The sequence below is a fragment of the Aquicella siphonis genome (assembly GCF_902459485.1).
In the GTDB taxonomy this organism is placed as follows: domain Bacteria; phylum Pseudomonadota; class Gammaproteobacteria; order DSM-16500; family DSM-16500; genus Aquicella; species Aquicella siphonis.
The window spans coordinates 754,275-773,341 of the sequence record NZ_LR699119.1 but is presented as its reverse complement, the minus strand read 5'-3'; the positions used below and the strand labels follow the sequence as shown (position 1 = coordinate 773,341).

The 19,067-nt window shown below is 41.7% G+C and carries 14 protein-coding genes and 1 pseudogene; 6 read left to right on the top strand and 9 right to left on the bottom strand.

What is annotated here, in order from left to right; all coding sequences use genetic code 11:
• Nucleotides 1–86: 86 nt before the first annotated feature.
• Nucleotides 87–1,319 (top strand): hypothetical protein, encoded by a 1,233-nt coding sequence (locus AQULUS_RS03685; protein ID WP_148338756.1) that lies wholly within the window; start codon nucleotides 87–89, stop codon nucleotides 1,317–1,319.
• On the opposite strand, the gene AQULUS_RS03680 is transcribed toward AQULUS_RS03685, so the two are convergent.
• From AQULUS_RS03680 to AQULUS_RS03660, 5 genes are all read right to left on the bottom strand, one after another.
• Complete coding sequence (locus AQULUS_RS03680; protein ID WP_148338755.1) at nucleotides 1,316–2,266, bottom strand: hypothetical protein; 951 nt, start codon at nucleotides 2,264–2,266, stop codon at nucleotides 1,316–1,318. The genes AQULUS_RS03685 and AQULUS_RS03680 overlap by 4 nt on opposite strands.
• 209 nt (nucleotides 2,267–2,475) lie before the next feature.
• A complete protein-coding gene (locus tag AQULUS_RS03675) occupies nucleotides 2,476–4,977 on the bottom strand; it encodes a serine hydrolase domain-containing protein (RefSeq protein WP_172622723.1) in 2,502 nt (833 codons plus the stop codon).
• Between the two features lie 127 nt (nucleotides 4,978–5,104).
• Nucleotides 5,105–6,325 carry a poly(ADP-ribose) glycohydrolase domain-containing protein gene (locus tag AQULUS_RS03670; protein ID WP_148338753.1) on the bottom strand — a complete coding sequence of 407 codons (1,221 nt, stop codon included), beginning with the start codon at nucleotides 6,323–6,325 and terminating at the stop codon, nucleotides 5,105–5,107.
• 106 nt (nucleotides 6,326–6,431) lie between these two features.
• The gene (locus tag AQULUS_RS03665; protein ID WP_148338752.1) at nucleotides 6,432–7,553 is read right to left on the bottom strand and encodes a hypothetical protein; all 1,122 of its coding nucleotides are present in this window, start codon (nucleotides 7,551–7,553) and stop codon (nucleotides 6,432–6,434) included.
• 143 nt (nucleotides 7,554–7,696) lie between these two features.
• Nucleotides 7,697–8,584 carry an arylamine N-acetyltransferase family protein gene (locus AQULUS_RS03660; RefSeq protein WP_148338751.1) on the bottom strand — a complete coding sequence of 296 codons (888 nt, stop codon included), beginning with the start codon at nucleotides 8,582–8,584 and terminating at the stop codon, nucleotides 7,697–7,699.
• Nucleotides 8,585–8,844: 260 nt separating this feature from the next.
• Here AQULUS_RS03660 and AQULUS_RS03655 point away from each other — a divergent pair, with 260 nt between their 5' ends.
• Together AQULUS_RS03655 and AQULUS_RS03650 are read left to right on the top strand one after the other, a co-directional pair.
• Nucleotides 8,845–9,693: an AraC family transcriptional regulator gene (locus tag AQULUS_RS03655; protein WP_148338750.1), complete on the top strand. Its 849-nt coding sequence runs from the start codon at nucleotides 8,845–8,847 to the stop codon at nucleotides 9,691–9,693.
• A 346-nt stretch (nucleotides 9,694–10,039) separates the two neighbouring features.
• Nucleotides 10,040–10,399 (top strand): hypothetical protein, encoded by a 360-nt coding sequence (locus AQULUS_RS03650; RefSeq protein WP_148338749.1) that lies wholly within the window; start codon nucleotides 10,040–10,042, stop codon nucleotides 10,397–10,399.
• Between the two features lie 118 nt (nucleotides 10,400–10,517).
• Here the strand turns inward: AQULUS_RS03650 and AQULUS_RS03645 are convergent.
• Nucleotides 10,518–11,690: pseudogene (locus AQULUS_RS03645) on the bottom strand (serine hydrolase domain-containing protein).
• 460 nt (nucleotides 11,691–12,150) lie between these two features.
• Between AQULUS_RS03645 and AQULUS_RS03635 the strand changes: the two are divergent.
• Nucleotides 12,151–12,681 (top strand): hypothetical protein, encoded by a 531-nt coding sequence (locus AQULUS_RS03635; RefSeq protein ID WP_148338746.1) that lies wholly within the window; start codon nucleotides 12,151–12,153, stop codon nucleotides 12,679–12,681.
• Entirely contained in the window at nucleotides 12,669–13,601 is a 933-nt protein-coding gene (locus tag AQULUS_RS03630) for a cellulase family glycosylhydrolase (protein WP_148338745.1), read from the top strand. Before AQULUS_RS03635 ends, AQULUS_RS03630 begins: the two co-directional genes overlap by 13 nt.
• 485 nt (nucleotides 13,602–14,086) lie before the next feature.
• Here the strand turns inward: AQULUS_RS03630 and AQULUS_RS03625 are convergent, their stop codons facing one another.
• Nucleotides 14,087–15,037: an alpha/beta fold hydrolase gene (locus AQULUS_RS03625; RefSeq protein ID WP_172622721.1), complete on the bottom strand. Its 951-nt coding sequence runs from the start codon at nucleotides 15,035–15,037 to the stop codon at nucleotides 14,087–14,089.
• 252 nt (nucleotides 15,038–15,289) lie between these two features.
• On the opposite strand from AQULUS_RS03625, the gene AQULUS_RS03620 reads away from it, so the two are divergent.
• Nucleotides 15,290–15,481: a hypothetical protein gene (locus AQULUS_RS03620; protein WP_148338743.1), complete on the top strand. Its 192-nt coding sequence runs from the start codon at nucleotides 15,290–15,292 to the stop codon at nucleotides 15,479–15,481.
• Between the two features lie 51 nt (nucleotides 15,482–15,532).
• Here the strand turns inward: AQULUS_RS03620 and AQULUS_RS03615 are convergent, their stop codons facing one another.
• Nucleotides 15,533–18,187, bottom strand: coding sequence for a hypothetical protein (locus AQULUS_RS03615; RefSeq protein ID WP_148338742.1), 2,655 nt, complete (start codon nucleotides 18,185–18,187; stop codon nucleotides 15,533–15,535).
• A 10-nt stretch (nucleotides 18,188–18,197) separates the two neighbouring features.
• The gene (locus tag AQULUS_RS03610) at nucleotides 18,198–18,950 is read right to left on the bottom strand and encodes a hypothetical protein (RefSeq protein WP_148338741.1); all 753 of its coding nucleotides are present in this window, start codon (nucleotides 18,948–18,950) and stop codon (nucleotides 18,198–18,200) included.
• Nucleotides 18,951–19,067: the final 117 nt, after the last annotated feature.

Sequence of the window (19,067 nt, the reverse complement as noted above, 5' to 3'; positions counted from 1 at the left end):
CGATAGCAACGGGTTCTTGACACCCGGCGGCATTAAAAAATAATATCGTGGCATAACATAACGATAAACCGCCAACGAGGAAGCCCGTGAATAAATTCATCGCTACCGCATTAATCAGCTTTCTGACAGCTGCCGCATTCGCAAACAGTCTGCCTGTCAGCCAACCCGGGAATCTTTATTATCACTTGACCTTTCCCGTCCGCATTGATGAAAAAACTGAATCCATACGCCTGGATGCCAATTACACCGACCTCATCATGTCAAATTTTGTCGCGGGGGCACTCTACTCTTACTTGCTGCATCAAGAATATCCCTCACTGCAGCTTGATGAAGCCTACATCTCGGGCTCATTGTTCGCGCAATTACTTCAGGAAAATCTTCAGACCAGTGATTATCAGGCTTCAACTCCCTGGATCAATCCGAATCCCGACATCAGGAAAATGCTTCTTGCACCCGGACAGGGCGGACCGTATCAACTTAATGATTACTCCAAGCGATTGGAGCACAAGATTGGCATGATCAACTTTGCCGTATTGCAAAAAAGCCTGGGCTACGCCATAGAAGACCAGGACAGCGGTGTCCAGACCCGAAAAACCGGCCCTGCCTCACTGGACGACAAGTATTTTGGACCGCTTGCTGCCGCCTATTTCCAATTTAATGACATGCTGCGTATCCAGTCCATCAACCAGGATCCCTGGGGCCCGTCCGCTCAGTATTTTTCAGCCTGTCTAAAGGCTCTGGAAAGCTCCGAAAACAATTTTCTTGATATGATTCTGAATGCAACCTATAACGCGGGACCATGGGCAGACATCACCAAAACCTATATTGAAATATGCGCGAACAGCCAAAATCCGGCCTATGCTCAAAAAATCAGGCACATCAATGATTACCAGCTGGGTGACAGCGCCTATCAGCAAAGCGTAGGAACACATGAGTCCACAGGCAGCACTTTTATTCTATATCCGCGGCAGATACGCTTTTATCTGGATCAACTTTATAATAATGAAACAGGGCTGAATACCCATCATTCCATCCCGTTTGCCCTGGAACCGCTAAAACAAGTGTTTGCAAGCTCCCTGTCTACACTTGCATACGTCAACAAAAACGGGGCGTACGAATTTATTTCCGCACAGGATGCACGACAGGCATTTGAAAGCGCCAGGGAAAGCCTCCATCTCTCCGTCAACCAAGCTCTTGATCTCGGCAATGCGCAAGAGCGAAAATTGATCTTCTCATTACTGCAAACAGCCATCCGAAATTTATCCCTGGCACTGAATATCAATTTTGCTGAGGTCACTGAACGAAATTTAAATTCTTAATTGTTGGATATTTCAGGCACAGACTGGCATCGCAGCGTTTCATGCCGCGCAAATATCAGCGCATTGTCCAGGAAATCCAGCATAAACCTGATTTTTTGATATGATTCCAGTAATTTTTTGTCCTTCTCCGGGATTTTTCTCAACTCATGGCTGATCAGCAAGCAAGCATCAACCCACAGAATCCTGCCGTCTCGGGCCTGATTGAGACAATTTAAAATATACTTGTCTCTTATGGTCACCTTATCCTGATGACCATCAAAAAAGCGGACTTTTCTTCCTTTAAACATTCCAGGTTCACGGTTTAATTCAGCGATATCATCATGAATATACATGGCGACTTTTCTGGCGATCGTTTCATCCTCACTGCCATCCACCAACAAAGCAAAGTATGATCCATCATTCATCACACAAAATGTCGTACTGCCCTGGCTGTAAAGAAAATTACGCCTCTCAATCTCACGTTTTCCCATCAAGCGGGAAACCTGGTTAACCATCGTCATGACCTGGTCAAATGCAAGGTTTTCATCCGGGTAATTGACATTTTCAATTTCAAATTCCTTGTTATGAATAATGACTCTGACATTTTCCACATCGTCGATGTCGAACAAGAAATTATAAATGGCACGGATAAGATTTTTAGAATCGACCTCACAAAACCGGCGCACAAAAGGGGTACCCAATGTTTCCACAACCAATTTATCATCGCAATAAGAGTGTTCGCTATAAGAGTGATAAAGCCCGAATTTCTTGACCTTGCCCTCTCTCCAATAATACAAACCAATACCCACGCAAGCAGTGATTTCCGTTGTAAACAGAAAAGGCAACTGGCTTGCTTCAGCGACAAGATAGTGTGTCCCACCGGAATAACTGGTATTCAGGTAAAAAGGGTTTGGATCCTGAGATCTTAAAGGCTTGGGTGCGGCATTTTTTTCCGATCGCGCCTCCATCACGCACTCCATAGATAGTTTTTGTCAATTCAATTGGTTACAGAATCGATCATGAATCATTTTGGCATCATAAAGCCTGGTTGTCCATATTTGCCAAAATGCAGTCTCCGTAAGAACGCATCTCAATATAACGCATCGCATCATTAACGTTGAAATAAATCAGGCATTAATAAATCAGATATTAATGTACTTCCGAATGATAAAATAATCTAGCCACCTCTTTTTCTAAGCACGGCAATTTTCTCGCCTTCCTGCTTGTCAACTCTGATGGATTCATGTGAATGCGAGAAAATGGATTTCGATGTAATAGACGGATGTGAAATTGCCTGTCTGGCCTCATTTAAAATGACCGGTTTATTTTCTCCTCTTCCTTTTAGCCAATTTAATGCGGGACTTAAATCACCCACGACGGATTCCGCAACTTGTTTAAATATAGACGGCCCATTGGCGCTATTCGTCAGACAGACCACTGCATTGCCTGTTTTCAAATTAATAGCACAGAATGATCGATTGGTGTTAACATCACCCCAGTGAAATGCAATAGTTCCTTGATCCGTTTGTTGCAGCCCAATACCCAGTCCCCACCCCAGGCTATCCAATACAGAGGATGGCACATCAGCATCGATAGCTTTCTGGTCTTTTCCCGCCAGGTGTATTTGTTCTTCAAACATATGTTTTATTATAAAAGGATCTTCGGCACAAACGCGCAAGAATTTCAAATAATCCTCGGCAGTTGTAATTAACGATGCCGCAGGATGCGGTGGAAACTGACGCGGGAAATGGTCTGTTTCATCTTTTTTACCATTCGAATCATGGCCGATTGCTCTCATTTGTCTTTGCGGGCTGCTTTCAGGATAAGGAATAAAACTGCTATTCCTCATTCCCAGCTCATCGGAATTAAAAATTACCTGTGATAAATCATGCAGTGTCATTCCTGTAACATGCTCAATGACTTCATTTAAAAATCGATAGGCTTCGCCTGAATAATCAAATCGCGTTCCGGCTGCCGCCGCATATTTTTCACCATATGAACCAAATTCATTAGGCAACCCAGACTGGTGTGACAAAAGCAGTCGCGCTGTGAGCAGTTTGTAACTTGGATCATCACGCATATGAGGCGGGCCAAAATCACATATTTCATGTAAAGGACGATCCAAGCCGCTTTCAGGTGACTTACCAGGTTTGCTTAACAGCCCTTTTTCAATTTGTTTCAAGACAATGTAAGCAAAAACGGTCTTGCTTAAGGATGCCGCTTCAAATATCGTTTGATTTGTAACAGGCTGCATATTGCTTGCGTCAATCGTGCCTGCCGAGTAAGATTCTATGCTATTATTTTGTTTTATTGCGACAGATACGCCCGGAATGTTTCTATTCGTAATCATCCGCTGCAAGTGAGACGAAACACTCTGCGAATCCAAATACTTGCCAATTTGTTCAAATCTGGCCTTTTCCTTCTTCTGCCAGTCTGGTTCGATTTTTATGGCAAAACCATATTTATTGGAAAAATAGTCAAGCGCATACTCCAGTTTAACGTACGGAGTAATAATTTGGCTTGCAAGTATATGCCCATTTTTCGCATTGGAAAAATAAACTATTGCCGTCTTGTTCTCAAGATCAATCGCTACCTGAGCTCTCCATTGATTCATGTCGCCGGTTTTATAGGCTAATGGTTTTTTACCCTCCCCATTTACCTCTAATTCAAAACCCATGCCGCAGGCAAGATTTTCCAGATTTTCAGATCGTATGTTCACGCCTTTTGCCCATTCATCCTTTGTCATCGGGATAATGGGTTCAAATGCGTATTGCAACTCTTCATCATTCATCCATGCTATAACAAAGCGTGCATAATCTTCCGCCGTGGTGAATAAGCTATTGGGCGCGCTTGCCGGCGGTATATCATGTGTTTTTGACACATGAACCAGGATGGTTGATAACCACTTATCTTTTGACTGAATGATTTCAGATATATTCCTTGGAAAATCCCTTGGTAATTGATGCCATGGAATCATGTTATGCCACGGCGTATTACTATCCTCGGTTAGCACTTCATACACCAAACCATGTTTCGCGGCCTTTAGGTAGATCCTTCCAGGCTCCCTGCCTTCCTCAGACATCGAGGATAAATCAAATCCGGGATAGAAACTGCTATGTTTCATTTCTAAAGGTTCAAATACATATTTTTTGGCAAGATCTTCAAGTGTTGCGCCAGTCAGTTTTTCGATGACTTTTTGCAAGTATAAAAGAGGCAAGCCTGAATACCGATACTCCATTCCGGGATCAAAGCGAGAATCAATTCTTCCCTTGAATAAATCAAATCCTGTGGTATGTGATAGAATCATTTTTGCACTTAATGATTGCGCTCGTTTCAAATCGTCAGCTGTTTTTTCCCACTGACAATTATATTCCTGGCAAAATTGATCGCAAAAATGTTCAAAAGATAAAATCTCATTAAGAGGTTGCTTTAAATCCAATATACCTTCTTGCGCCATCTTTAATATTAAATAAGAAAATACGGGCTTGCTGAGTGACGCCGCCCCAAAAATTGTTGCCGAAGTTACCAGGTCGGCCGAATCCTTTTTGGTAACACCTAGCTCTTGTGTTGCAATGGTTCCCTGGTCATCAACAAAAGCAATCGCCACGCCTGGAATATCAGCCTCCCCCATTGTTTTTAAAACTTGTTCCGCATCAACAACTTCTGGGCGTGATTGCATTGCGAGTATTCCCGGAATTATTCTTGGCATTTATGTATTTATTATAGGATAAACCGCTTGAACTCATGAAGTCTGGATATAAAAATTAAATATAAGCAATGAGTTAATTTAACAGCGTCTAATCAATCTATTCCTTGAATCCCAGACGAATGGATTTTTCCAGATTGAGTCTCGCTTTTGCACCTAATGGCAAGCCATGTAATTCTTTTTCGAAAGCAGGAAAATTATCGCGGCCATAACCGGGATGGTAAATCGCAAAAACAATGTGTTCAAAGTGCACAGCCCTTTCTTCTATCGATTCCCGATAAATTCCGGCAACCTCTTCTGCTCTATTCTTGAAAGCGCCACAACCAAACGCACATAACACAGCATGCCTGATACCATTTAGCAAGACTGTATCCAGTTGCGCATCAATACGCCGCTTGGTTTCCTTTTTGAACCACTCAACAAACTCCCTATCATTCCAATCAGCCTCTATGTCTGTATCAGTCAAATCGATCGCCGCTGACCGTAATTCATGAAAAGGAAATATTTCACTATCGCTTAAATACGCAAAGCTCCCGTCCTTCACACTTAATGCGATACGTCCTGATGATTTAGGTTCATCAAAGAATCCGGATCCTTGAATATTTGCAAATAATTCGGGACCACGAAAACATACTTCAGGCTCTTGAGTGTCCATATGCACTTTATAGGCATGATCAATGATTTTTCCACATATCGCGCTCAACCTGGCCAGCTCATCAGGCGTCATGCGGGTTTTTGCGTTGATTAAATCAGTCATTTCCGGTTTATATCGATAGACATTATTTTTATCGAGATAAATGTGACTCCCTTCCGCGAGGATATGATTGGAGCAAGATGTGCGCGCGAACATATTTTCTTCCTGGGCGCCGCCCCCGTCCAAAAAAGCGCCGCCGACAAAATATGCATTAGCCATATTTAAAACAGCATAGATTTCACCGTATTTCCTTGTTTCTCGCTGTGCGACTTCGCCCCAATCACCTCTAAACACTTCAATCTGATGAGGACTGGGCTGTTTATCATGATTCCACAGCGCAAGATTCTGTGTCGCCCGCGACAATAACGCCTGAAATTTAACCGCATCTACTACCGATACAGTGGTTTCTTCCTGTACTTTATGATGCGTTCTTTTTTCCTGGTCAAACCATGGCTCATGTTCATGCAAAGCTTTTATTAACGTATTCGGATCATCTGGTTTAGGCGTCTTGTTTTCACCTGAAAGTCTATGCCAGAATGAGTTTGTGAACTTGTTCCAGAATGAATAATTTCTGCGGACCTGATACAGTCGGCGATTAACCATTCGATGACCAAGACGGCTATACATGCATTTACCCTCACATATATTTATGCTGAATACTAATACTAATCAATGTCACTGTAATTACAATACAGCAACAATCTGAAATCTTGTACTGATATATGCCAGCCCTCTACTCTTTATGAACTCGCGGCGAGAGATTTCTATCCATGTAATCATGCTGGATTTCTGTTACACAGCTATGCTGCTCCCTAAATAAAGAATGCTCCTTGATGAGAAATTGCACAACCCTGGGTGAGCCAACGGGATAGTCCTCTGGAACATATTTAAGTATGTGCACATGGCTGTGCTGATTATTATAGCTTGCAGGAAAAATACGTATTAACTCGGGAAATATGGCAACCGCATCGTCTACCGTGAGCGGCCGCGAATATGGCGGAATGAGAGTTTTGTCACGAGATGACGCGAGCATTTTGGAATAATTTCTTTCATCTACCGGGCAAAGGACTTCAATAGCCCAGTCACGCCGCATGGGAAGATGAGCGATTGGAGCCGGATCACTGACAAAAGTATAACTTCTGAATCCTCCACATATAAAATTGATATTCAGAATCATTTCATTTGCCATGGGTCGAAAATCACATGTACCATTCGGGGTATTGATGACCATGTCGACCTCCTGCTGAGATCGGGACAAAATACTCGCATTGACCGGAGGAGTGTACTTAGTCCCATTTTCATGGCACGTATGCATCTCTTTTGCACGATAATATTGATGATATGAATCAAATACAGATTGATCCAGCATGGCATGGTCAGCTGGCACCGTGAAAACGGGAGGCAGATTTGTTCTTACTAAAGCATAGAAATTTGGCAGCACATTAATGCCTGCATAGTTTGCAGCACTGGTCGCATCACGCGCAAAAGACAGGATCAAATTGGAATTATTTTCCTGTACATGCTCAGGCATATGGAGATGAGCGTGTTTTTTAAGTGCATGGTACGAAGACGACCTTGGATCATTACCGATTATATCTGTATTAATAGCATGAGCAAGCTCAGCCACACTCATTAGCCGAAAAATGGCAGTCGTACTCTCTTCCAAGTTAAGCGTATCCGGTGTCGCCACTATTGGCGTTGAAAATGCATGATATCTTTTTGGCAGCTTATTTGCCTTTTCAGCCAGGCTTAGTTCATTCCCATCACTTTTTTCCCGGTGAGATTTGCGGTATTGCCTGATCATGTTAGAAAAATGATGTTTGAGCTTGATGAGTTGAGCTCCCCTGGCATACATATTATTGTTCCCTCGTTGTTATCGCCATTATATATAAACCGATTTTAAAATATACTTAATTTTATGAATTTTATTATATGCTTATAATTTAAAATGTTTATATTTTGCACTGTCAGCCTTGGGGAGCCGCGCGGACAGAATGATTAGTGAGTTCCAAATTTTTTTTTCGCAAATGCCTCAACCTCTTCATAACTGGAAAATTTCCTGGTTTTAGGCGCATCGTCACTGTCTTTCTTGATCGATCTAAAAATACCAAATCCTGCACCAGTACACAGCCACATCAGATATTTTCTTTTTTCCAGTGTGGTTTGCCCGATCAGCAATTTGTCGTCACGTATGGGTATGCTTTTCTCCGTCAGGTATAAATTGATGTGTGCTTTTTCAATTTCATTATGCTGCACAGGTGTGTTAAAAAATTGATACAAACAAAGCCATTCATTATCTCTGACCGTTTTGGTATCCAGACGCCACAATTCACCCGTTTTAATCAAGCGATACTGATCATCATCAATGGTTTGCTCGCCTTCTTTTAGCTCCAACGGCCCGCGAATGCTTTGATTTGCCATACCAACATCAACCAGGTAATGCTTCCCGTCAAGGTGAACAACCAATGATTCGTGCGTTTTAGGCAAATCAGGCATGTCAGCCGAATCAAGCTGCGCGCAAGGCTGCATAATCACTTTTGCCAAGCGCCTGTCTACATTGAAACCGGCGGCGGATAAAACCGCAAACAACAATTCCAAATGCTGAAAACAATAACCGCCCTTTTTTCTGATCATAAGCGCAAATAAATCGTTTATATCAAGCGTAGGGATTACCCGCGTATCGGCGGGCATTTTGCCTGCATTATATAAAATGGAATTTTGATAATTAAAAGTTGACAGATGATGCTCAATAATGGTTTTTAAAGCCTGTAGTGTTAACTGTGCAGGGAAAAATCCAGACAATCCCACATAGAGAAAATACTTTTCCAGACTGAATGCTGCACTGCCTGCCTGGCATTGATCATTAGTATCTTTATACGATTGCATATAGCGAACCCTGATAGTTTGATATATTCGTTCCAACTGCAGCCCGGAACACGCCTGGCGCGGATTTTACCACATAAGTATATGCAAATTAAAGAAATTTTAATGCAGTCAGCAGATTCTGCCCCACCATTGCGATATGCGGTCTTTACAGCCATTTATGATATTCTCTACTAAGTTAGCAATAACGATCAAATATTGACTTAATTGGCACTATAACCTTGTACTTGTTAACCAAGCGGCAGTTTGAAGGTGAGTGAAGCATGAATTATCAGCGTCAATTAAATAAAGTGATAGAATTTATAGGCAAACACCTTGATGAAGAACTATCACTCACACAATTGAGTGCTATAGCATGCTTTTCAAAATTTCATTTTCATCGCTTGTTTACAGCTTATACCGGATTGTCTTTACAGCAGTACATACGCTGGCTGCGATTAAAACGCGCAGCGCATCAACTTATTGTTGATAAGGACAGAACGATTATTGAAATCGCAATCAATGCGGGGTTTGATTCTCATGAAGCTTTTACCAGAGCGTTTAAACAAACATGCGGCTTGAGTCCCAGTGAATTTAGACGTCAATCAAGCTGGGAAGCGTGGGAACAACCGCCTTATTGGTTGCTCAAACAAGGTGACATAGCAATGAACGTTAATATTAAAAAAATGAGTGCCCGCCGCCTGGCCGTGCTGGAACATCGCGGCGATCCCAAACTTATCGGCGAGAGTGTCAGCAAGCTTATAAAATGGGCCAAATCACAGCCAGTAAGCGTTAAGCCTAAAGCGGGCGAAGCATTCGCCTTTGCTTATGATGATCCCAGCATCACGCCTGCATCCGAATTTCGGTTTGATTTAGGGATAACAGTGCCGGAACAATTGAAGCTTGAAGGCGGCATAGTTGAAAAACGATTACCTGCCGGACGATACGCCATAGCAATACACAAAGGGTCTCGCGATAACATCAGTGATACCGTGTATGCGTTATACCGTGACTGGCTCCCGAATTCCGGCGAGGAGTTAGGCGATTTACCGTGTATATTTTGTTATTACAATTTTGATCATGAGGTGGCTGAAACTGAATTACTGACTGAATGCTGGTTATTATTAAAGTAATTCAATTTGTGAAAAAAAGTATTGTTGGGCCAGGCAACGCTGCGCCCAACAATATTATAAATGTCATGCGCATAACCTGCATCACGCATACGGCAGAACCAAAGCCAGCTTTACCATATTGATCTATGGGCTGATTAACAAATCGAATGCTGCAGAGAAAGCGGGCCTTAGGCCCGATACCTGTTTGGCCGACCCCGGCCCAAGCCCATGATCTGAAGATAAATAGACCAATTCTTAAGAATTCATTTCGCAATGTGTATGAAACCACAGCAATTAATATTTCAGCACTTAATAGAGATAAAATATATTTATCACCAGCTTTACATATCAAAATGAGGAGGTTTGTATGAAAGGCCATCTGCTAAAAATCGCGTTATCCCTAGGCGCAGCGGCAAGTCTTTGCGCTGCGGGCGCAGCACAAGCAGGCATGTGTTGTTATGGAGGATCACAGTATTATGATACTGTAACCGGCGTAAATGTATATGTGGGAAGCGGGATGAGTTATTACGGTTCCTATTATAATTCCGCGTGCGGAAATCAATGCACCATGGTGCCAGCGCATAAATATAACGGATATTATTATCCGGCACAAAAAGTTTGTTATAAAGGCGGATATTATAACAGCACGATTCTATGCGGTTGGGTAAAAGGTTATTGGAAACATAAAACCAAGATCCCTGGTCACGATGTTTGCTGGCGATATTAATCACTTAACAGACTGCGAGCACAAAGCTTAGATAGCCTTGTTAAGATAGTTCTCCCAAGGCGCTCCAGCTTTCCAGATAAAAGGCAAGACTGGAACGTTTTGGGAGTGGCTATTATTGTCAATCATCACAATTGTATCGGGGGTAGGCAGTAATAATCTCATCATAAATCTTAAACATCAGCTCAAGAATATGATCTCCTTCCGGTGCATTGGGATTTCCTTCACCCCCTTTTGAGTTCAATGCGGCAGCGACGGTTACATTGTTACATGATTTCCATATATATGCCGTCCTATAACCCAGGCCGCTGCCTTCATAATACCAAAATTGACCGCCAGGATCTTTATATAACGACCCGACTCCAAGGCCAAAGCCATTTGGATCCTGCGGCGTAACTGTTGCAATGGACCGCCCTGTTTTCATGGATACAACTGATTTAAGGTTTTTCAATTCCCGGTCTTTATATTTGTCCGGAAAAATCTTGCCATGGTATAGAGCCTGTACCCAATGTATGATGTCTGTTGTATTAGAAATCATCGCGCCCGCCGCAGCACCCCATGACAGATTATTCGCTGTCGTGTCAAGAAGCTTTTTTGTCTCATGGTCGTAAAAATAACCATGGACCATGCGCGGCATGATTGAATCTTGTATCGCTTTCCAGTTTTTTCCGGCAACATAATAAGTGTTTTTTAAACTATAGCTGCTGTTATCCAAAATGCGTTTATGTAACTGGTTTGCCAGGGAATCATTGGTAATTTTTTCTATTATCATGCCTGCCAGTATGTAATTCGTGTTTGAGTAGTCAAATTTATTTTGACCAGATTCAATGGGTTCATCGGGATGAGCATAGCTGACAAGCTCCTCATCGGTCCATTCCGCCCTGATGTCGTTTTCCAGCTTTTCGGAAAATACGGGATCACGAGTATAGGAAGGGATGCCGCTGGTCATATTAAGCAGTTGCCTGATGGTCACTTAATTCCATTGTTTATACTGTGGCAGCCATTTTTCCAGGGTGTCATCAAGAGCGAGTTTATTCTCAGCTTGTAATTGTAAAATAACCGCTGACACAAAAGATTTTGTGATACTTCCAATTTCAAACAAGCTATTCTCGTTTACGGGCTTATTCAAAGGCGGATACCCGGCGACACCGGCATAATAATTTCTCAAATCGCCCGTTAGAGGCGCGCTTTCATAGGGTAAAAAAATGGAAACACTGACCGCGGTGATGCGTTCAGGGAATTTCCTGGTATCGGGGTTATTCAGACTGTTCTCATTTAAATATGTGTTAATCATCTGATCAATGCGGCCATCGATAGCCTGAGACGGATGCCTGGCTGAACAAATCACAGGATATACACTCATTACAGAAATAATTACAGCACATGTAAGACAAGGGATTTTCATGACCGCCTCGTATTGTTAATTTTATAAATTATGCGTTTTCATTTAATTCAGTATACAGCCAGGATCAATAAGTTGCATATACAACATTGTCCGCTAAACTACCCGACTACATGGAGATAAAATACACCGGAGCTTAATGAATGCATACGAACCATTCCAAATGAACTCCGTCTCTATATCATATAATACCGGCTTGCTGCCCTCCAAGAACAACAATATTCTTTAACATTGCGTCTAATCGTGGTATTGATATCCACCCAGAATGCCTGGATTTAAACCAGCCACAACGGTGATATTACTTATTTATTTGAATTATAATAAAAATTTCATATAACCCATGAAAACTTACATGCGCAATACCCTCATCGCTATAATCATCATGAATAACCTCTCTCTGCCGGGCTTAATTTCCAATGCGTGGGCTTATCACACGGATAATGGACGCATGATGGATGAAAACAATCATCAAATTATTATCGATGGGGTAAATTGGGCCGGATTTCAAGATGCCGGATTTGTTGATGAACTCTATGGAACAATTCCTTTTTATTCACTAGCCAAACCTTATCAACCGCAAATACCCGCGGGACTCATGGATCTGCTGAAAAATCCCGGGAAATTTTCCGATCTGACCAATGTCAAGGAAACAAACAGTGTTTCATTCAAAACTATTCGCTTACCGATTAATCCAAATAATTTACACGACTCCGGAATCAATAATCATTTTCGCATGGATTTGACTGATGCGAGAAACAAGGCAAGTGGAAACGGGCCGTTTTGCAAGATCTGGAATGATACTGATTGCACACAACCATTAAGCATTACCGAATCTCTCTATCAAATCATGGATGAGTTCAAAAAAACAATATACGTGTATTAGTCGATTTTCATCAGACACCGTCAGGACGAAACGGGAATGTCGTCACCAATAATTATTCTCTGCATGATTATCAGAATGATGTCGCTGAATTAGCAAAAAATTTAAAAGTAAAAAACCTGGATAATGTGCTAGGAATAGATGTATTTAATGAACCTCATAATTTATTCTGGTTTTCAGAAAATGGTGATCAGCCTGCCTGGGTAGATGTTATTGCAGCTGCCGCAAGCGCTGTTTATCAAAACAATCCTGATCTTCTTTTGTTTGTGGAGGGTCCAAGTTCAGAAGAAGCCGGTCCCGCAATCTGTATTCCTCATGGTCAAATTCCGGAAGATATCAGCGCATATAGTATTGACCGCAATGCGTGCGGTAACGGGCTTGATGCGATTCATTTCAAATCCAACTGGGGCGAAAATTTCAGAGCGTTATTGGATGCTGATGCAGCAAAAAATAGTGAATTTAAATTAGGCGGCGAATTGCGGTCACAGCTGCTCAAACGATTGCCGGTTGAAATGGTTAACTGGTTATTAGGCCAGCCTGACGACTCCAGTCATAATGGATCACATCTTGTTTTTTCACCGCATATTTACGGTTCCCATGTTGCCACATGGCAATCTTCTCCCGAAGCAAGCCCATACCGTTTTAATTGGAATTTCGGATTTTTGCAGGATTCCAACTATTCTGTTGTTATCGGAGAAACGGGTTACCTGACAGATCAGGTTTTGGATGTTTCTTTCTTTAAAGATTCAATCAGCCCCTATTTAATCAAGAAAAATATGAATCACCAATTATTTTACTGGACGTTCAATTCAAATAGCGGCGACACCGGCGGCATCAGGGAGAATGCCAATACAGCAGCTCTGGTTGTTGACAAGGAACGAGCATTACATGATTTGTTTTATTATAAGCAATCTTCAAACTGATTAAACGCAAGTGAACCTGTCTGCCTGAAAGCGTTTTTGACGACTTTTGACCGGCGGTGCTTCCAAAGCAGCGACATAGCCTGTAACCCGGCAGGCCTGGAAACGATGTCAGTCATTTTGATGACCTTTTAATATGCGGACACCGTATATCTAGTTAAGTTTAAAAGTAAAGCTTTTATCTCCCTTGCCGCAACCCCCTACTGACTGACCGCACATCCAGCCTGCGGGAATATGACCCTCTTGAAAAGCCTTATAAACCCGCTTTGCGTCTGCGCATGAAAGGCCGCCGCTGGTAACAATTTTATGTCCCATGTATTTTCCGCAATTACGCGCCTGGGTGGCAGTAGTCATGAATAATGAAAACAAGAAAATCATAATTATGAATAATGTAGATAAAATCCTCATGGAATAGCCTTATAGTTTAAAATGTAAGCAATCATATCACTATACATTCTGCCAGGTAAATAATATATAACCATACCAGATCAAGCTAGGCACTCGCTCCGGGGAATTGATTGCCCAGCCTCAAAAGTGCATATAGGCGTTAAAAACCGTTCTATGACCTGATTAACATAGTTTGCAGATGTGGCAAAAACAAAATGATCAGCACCATTTATTTCAACCAGCTGTGAATCAGGAATGTTACGTCGCAGATAAAGACCCACTTCTTGCGGCACTTCCAGTCCCAGGTTACTGGTAATAATCAAAGTGGGCACATGAATTTTTTTCAGTAATGGCCTGAAATTCTCGTGCGCAATATGATTGAAAAATCCTAGTAAGGTTTTTTTACTTGACATCATCCCCATTTTATAAAATCTGGCTCTGAGTTCATCAAGACCGCAATTACATTTTTCTTGCGTTGCCACATTGATGATGGATTCAATCGTATTTTTAAAATCATTATGGGTGATTTTTTCAACGATTGACTTATTTTTTCCAGAGGTAAATCCATACGGCCAATCCGGACCTTGATTGAATTGCGGTGATGAATTAATTACGATGAGTTTATCAACCTGGTCAGGATAGGTAGCGCTGAATTTCATCCCAATGTGTCCTGCTGACGCGAACCCAATGAAGACAACATTCTTTACGCCCAGTTTTTTCAGGAAATGACTGATAACATTCGCATACCATGCAGATAATTCAGCAGGAATCGGAGTTGGCAGTGAAGTCGATAATCCATATCCAGGCAAATCCAAGGCAATAACACGATATTTCTTTTGAAAATTCTCAAGCTGAGGCCGCCAGGAATCCGCGTTAAGCGGCAGACCATGTACAAATAAAATGACATTGCTTCCATTATTATTATCATAATAATGAATTCTGACGCGATTGTTTAGATTAATGAAATTACTTTTGATCGATTTGCCGAAAGCAGGCGCGACTAAAAGCAAAAACATGATCGAGCAGCCTATTTTTTTGAGTTGGCTAATCATGCCCATTTCCATCTGATTATTTATTGGTAAAGAAGTGTAATAATGCCAGGAATCATACCCGTAATGGCTATGATAGGCCAGTTAAAATTTCAATGTATGATGCCTGGAAATATTGCAGTAGTAACGACGAGATAGTTATTTACTCGTATTACGATATTATTATAATATTTGGATTGACAGCGTTGAATGCAGAAATGCAGCGAGCAATATTGTATTATAACGCACCGCAGGATAATCAGGATAATGGAAAACATGAAATTTTTGATTTCGATCGCAGGTTTTCTGGCCTTCGCCATGGGATTGCTCTGGATAGGCCAAGGCTTGGGTTATATCAAATGGCCGTCTAGCAGTTTCATGATTAGCCGGATTCAATGGGCATATTATGGCGGCTGCCTAGCGGCCGCCGGACTGGCCCTCATCTTTTACGCCAGACACCGTGGTTAAATTACAAGAATGCTCATTGTCACATCCAATTTGACTTAAGCGCCAGTCCAATCAAATCAAAATCCGTCTCTCACGAAAAAATATTTTTTCATATTGTGTTTTCTTGTCGTCAACATCGATATTGACTCTGTTGAGATAATCCTCCACGTCGGGATTGTTCAGGTCAGTATCGCCATTCCATGGCGTAATAAATTTGTTAAATGCCAGCAAATATGTTTTAAATGAATGATTGTTATAAGCCCCATCCAGTAAACCATTAGAATTGTTAATGAGCGAGTGGTATACTGATTTTAACGCATGCACATACGCCTCGGGTTCCTGATCCACATCAATACCTTTCACCGCAGCAGAAAGTGATAAATTGAATTTACGCGCCACGCTGCGTCCATGCCGGCCATGAAAGAATATTAAACTTGTGCTTTGTTTATTATAATTTATATAATGTTCAGAAAATTCGTTAAACCTGTCCAGAAAAAATTGCTGTCTGGACAAGTTGCCAAGCCGATTTTCACTGCGCGCTTTATCTGCGCTCAAATCCCGTATTCTCATATCTTGCCTAACAATCAATTCAGCTTGCGCAGTATTCTTTTTAAACAAATTCTGATTTTCAACATCTCTGGCTTGATTAGCCAGCCTCAGTTCGTTATTTTCAGTTTTCAATCGTTGTGATTCAGCTTGCTGCCGCAGAATTTCATCTCTTAAGGTCTGGATATGAACTTCCTTATTCTGCAGCGTTTGATTCAAGTGTATGATCTCAGCATCTTTTTGAGCCACTTGCCTGGCCAGTGTTTCGCCAAGCGCTTGCTGCTCTCGATGTGACTTATCCAGAACAGAGTAATTATTGCTTAATTCATCAAACCTGCGCTGCAGTTTCTCCTCATCCATTTTTCTGGTTGTCACTCTAGCCGGGATTGGGGATAATTGATGGTCTGATTCTGTTTTTTCTGCATGATCACGATTAAGCCCAGACTGACCATTTGTATTCAAGCGAAGGAGTATACGTTTAATTTGATTTTCATCTGGATTCAAGTAGAGCAAGGATAATTGATTCTCCAATTCAGCCAGCTCATCGGCTTCAAACATGGGGCCATTCAATTCTTCATCCAAAATAAAAGGCAAGCTTTCATCACGCACACACTGTTTAGCATTCAGCAAGCGCGCATGCGCATGCAGCAATCCTGAAATTTTTTTCTCATACTCAGGCACATTAAAATCCTTTCCAAGAAAAGGATGCGCCAGGACAAATTCAGTGAGAGCAGATAAATTACACGGTTTATCTGTTGCACAAAAATATTTGTCGAATTCATCCTGCTTAATGTGAAAATATCCGGCATGAACTAACCCGACGGTTTGTTTATCCTGCCGGTAAACCGAATCCTCAAAATCACAATAATGCCCCAGGACAGCCCTGATTCTGTCGCACTCCATCCGATACTTCACTCTTACTTCAAATCCGGCAGCCTCTTCATCGATTAATCCTTGAAGTTGATTTTCTACACGTTCCAGATAAATTATTTCATCCGTGCGCCGCATGACATTTCTTTTGTAACGTTCCAGATTATCCGAAACCATGCCCGCAATCCTGTCAATGAATATATAACGTTCATCGTGACAATTCGGGTATTTTTGCTCAAGATCTGCCTTGATATTCTTGATTCTGATTTTTAGTCCATGTTCGATACGATCAAGCTCGGACAACAAATCAAGCCTGTCTTTCAAATTGGAAAAATCGGCCTCGATTATTTCCTGAAGTTTAATATCATATGCGTCAAAATCGATTTCCTGATCCAGGTCAATCATCAAGGCATTCAGAAGTGAGCTTGTGCTTTTTTCATTTTGTTCCGATATTATTTTAATATGGTCTTTATATTTTAGCGCCAATTGCTTCATTCTTTCATCTATCAACAAAAGCAATCGTTTTTTTATCTCTTCAAGCTTGTCTTTTTGCACAGATTGCCTCAACTGACTGGCCAGCATCCCAAATTGGGATTCAATCCTGTCATTAATCATCACTTCCATGTTTTTTAAATCTTTTTGGGAAAGGCTATGACAAAACAGTACACATTCCCTTTCCATTGCATTCAGGTGCATACTTATCTGCGTTCTTAGTTTTGAGACATAGCCGGCAATATCACTTTTCCTGCCTGAATAAATCTTCTCCAGGACTGCTTGTTTATTAGCAATCAGCAGATCCATATTGGCACTGAGACCGGATAGTATTTTTCTAACGGAACTTATCTTTGCGTCAAATATGCTTTTCGCACAGTCATAAGAGGGTCTGGCCGCGCTCGAATCACATGCCTGGACGTACTTGTCGTTAAAAGCAAAACCTTCTCCCCGGCATCTCAATATGACTGGTGTATAACCAAGGTATTTTGACTCATTTGCCGCAACCATTGTCTTCAATAAATGGGTATGCAGAATCCCTGATTCATTCTTGCTCCAGTAATATTTTCCCTTCAGGCTTGTTAACAAGCCGGCGATAATACCTTCTATCTCCTTGTAATCCAGGGTAATCAAATATATTTTCGGATCACAGGAATGCTGCCTGACCGCCTCCAAAATGAGCGCCGCCTGGTCTCTCATGCCTTCATTTTCATATTCTTTTGCCGCAGACAGTAAGGCGCCGCACACAAACATCTTTGCGTCTTCTGCCGCAATTTTCGTGCAAGCCTCATTTGCATCAACTGGTAGACGAGTATTCATTTATGATGCCTCACATCATGTTTAACTGACCATTCCTTTTAATCAGATTTACGTCATCCAAAAGCGTCTTGATTGCCACAGCTGTTTTGCTATTGGAACTATTGCCTTTTAAATTGGCCACAAGGTCATCCAGCTTGTTAGAAAGCGCAGATAAATCATTACTGTCATTTAGCTGTTCTAATGTTATTTCTATTAATTGATCTCGCACCCTATTATGTCCGCGCGCTTGCGCATCGGATAATATAATTGAAAGTTGATATTGAACATACAAATGATATTTATCATTAGTGCGGAATGTCTGTAAAACATAATTTAACAACTCTCGCTCACAACTGGCCAGATCGCCTCGTTTGCGTGTCGCATCCATTGCCACTCCTGTTCCCGTGGGTAACAAAGTCGCTCCAAAAAATGAAAGGCCGATTAACACTGGGGCGCTTAACCCCAGACTAAAGAAAACGCTGGCTCCGCTTGTAACCAGCAAACCGCCGCCTGTCACTGCTGATGTAATTCCCCATCCTCTTCGGGTCGAAGCAGCGGATTCATGCAGACCAATTTGTTGATGAAGCCTGGTAACGCATTGGACGGGCGGCTGAGTACTTATTAACTGGGCAATACAGGTTAAGTCATCCAATATCATCTCACTGCTTGCGCCTTCTTTAATGTAAGCCGCATGTAAATAGCAAATCTGCCCTATTGCCGCCTTAAGGTATTTTACAAATTCCTGATCAGGATGATTTTCACAAACTGTGATTAATGCCATCAAGACAGCGTCGATTTCTTCAGATTGATTTTTGTATTGGTCAGCGTTGTTCAACCGAGCTTGCATAGTGAATCTCCTCGCCTTATGCACTCTGTAGCAATTGTTTTGCTTTCATTTATT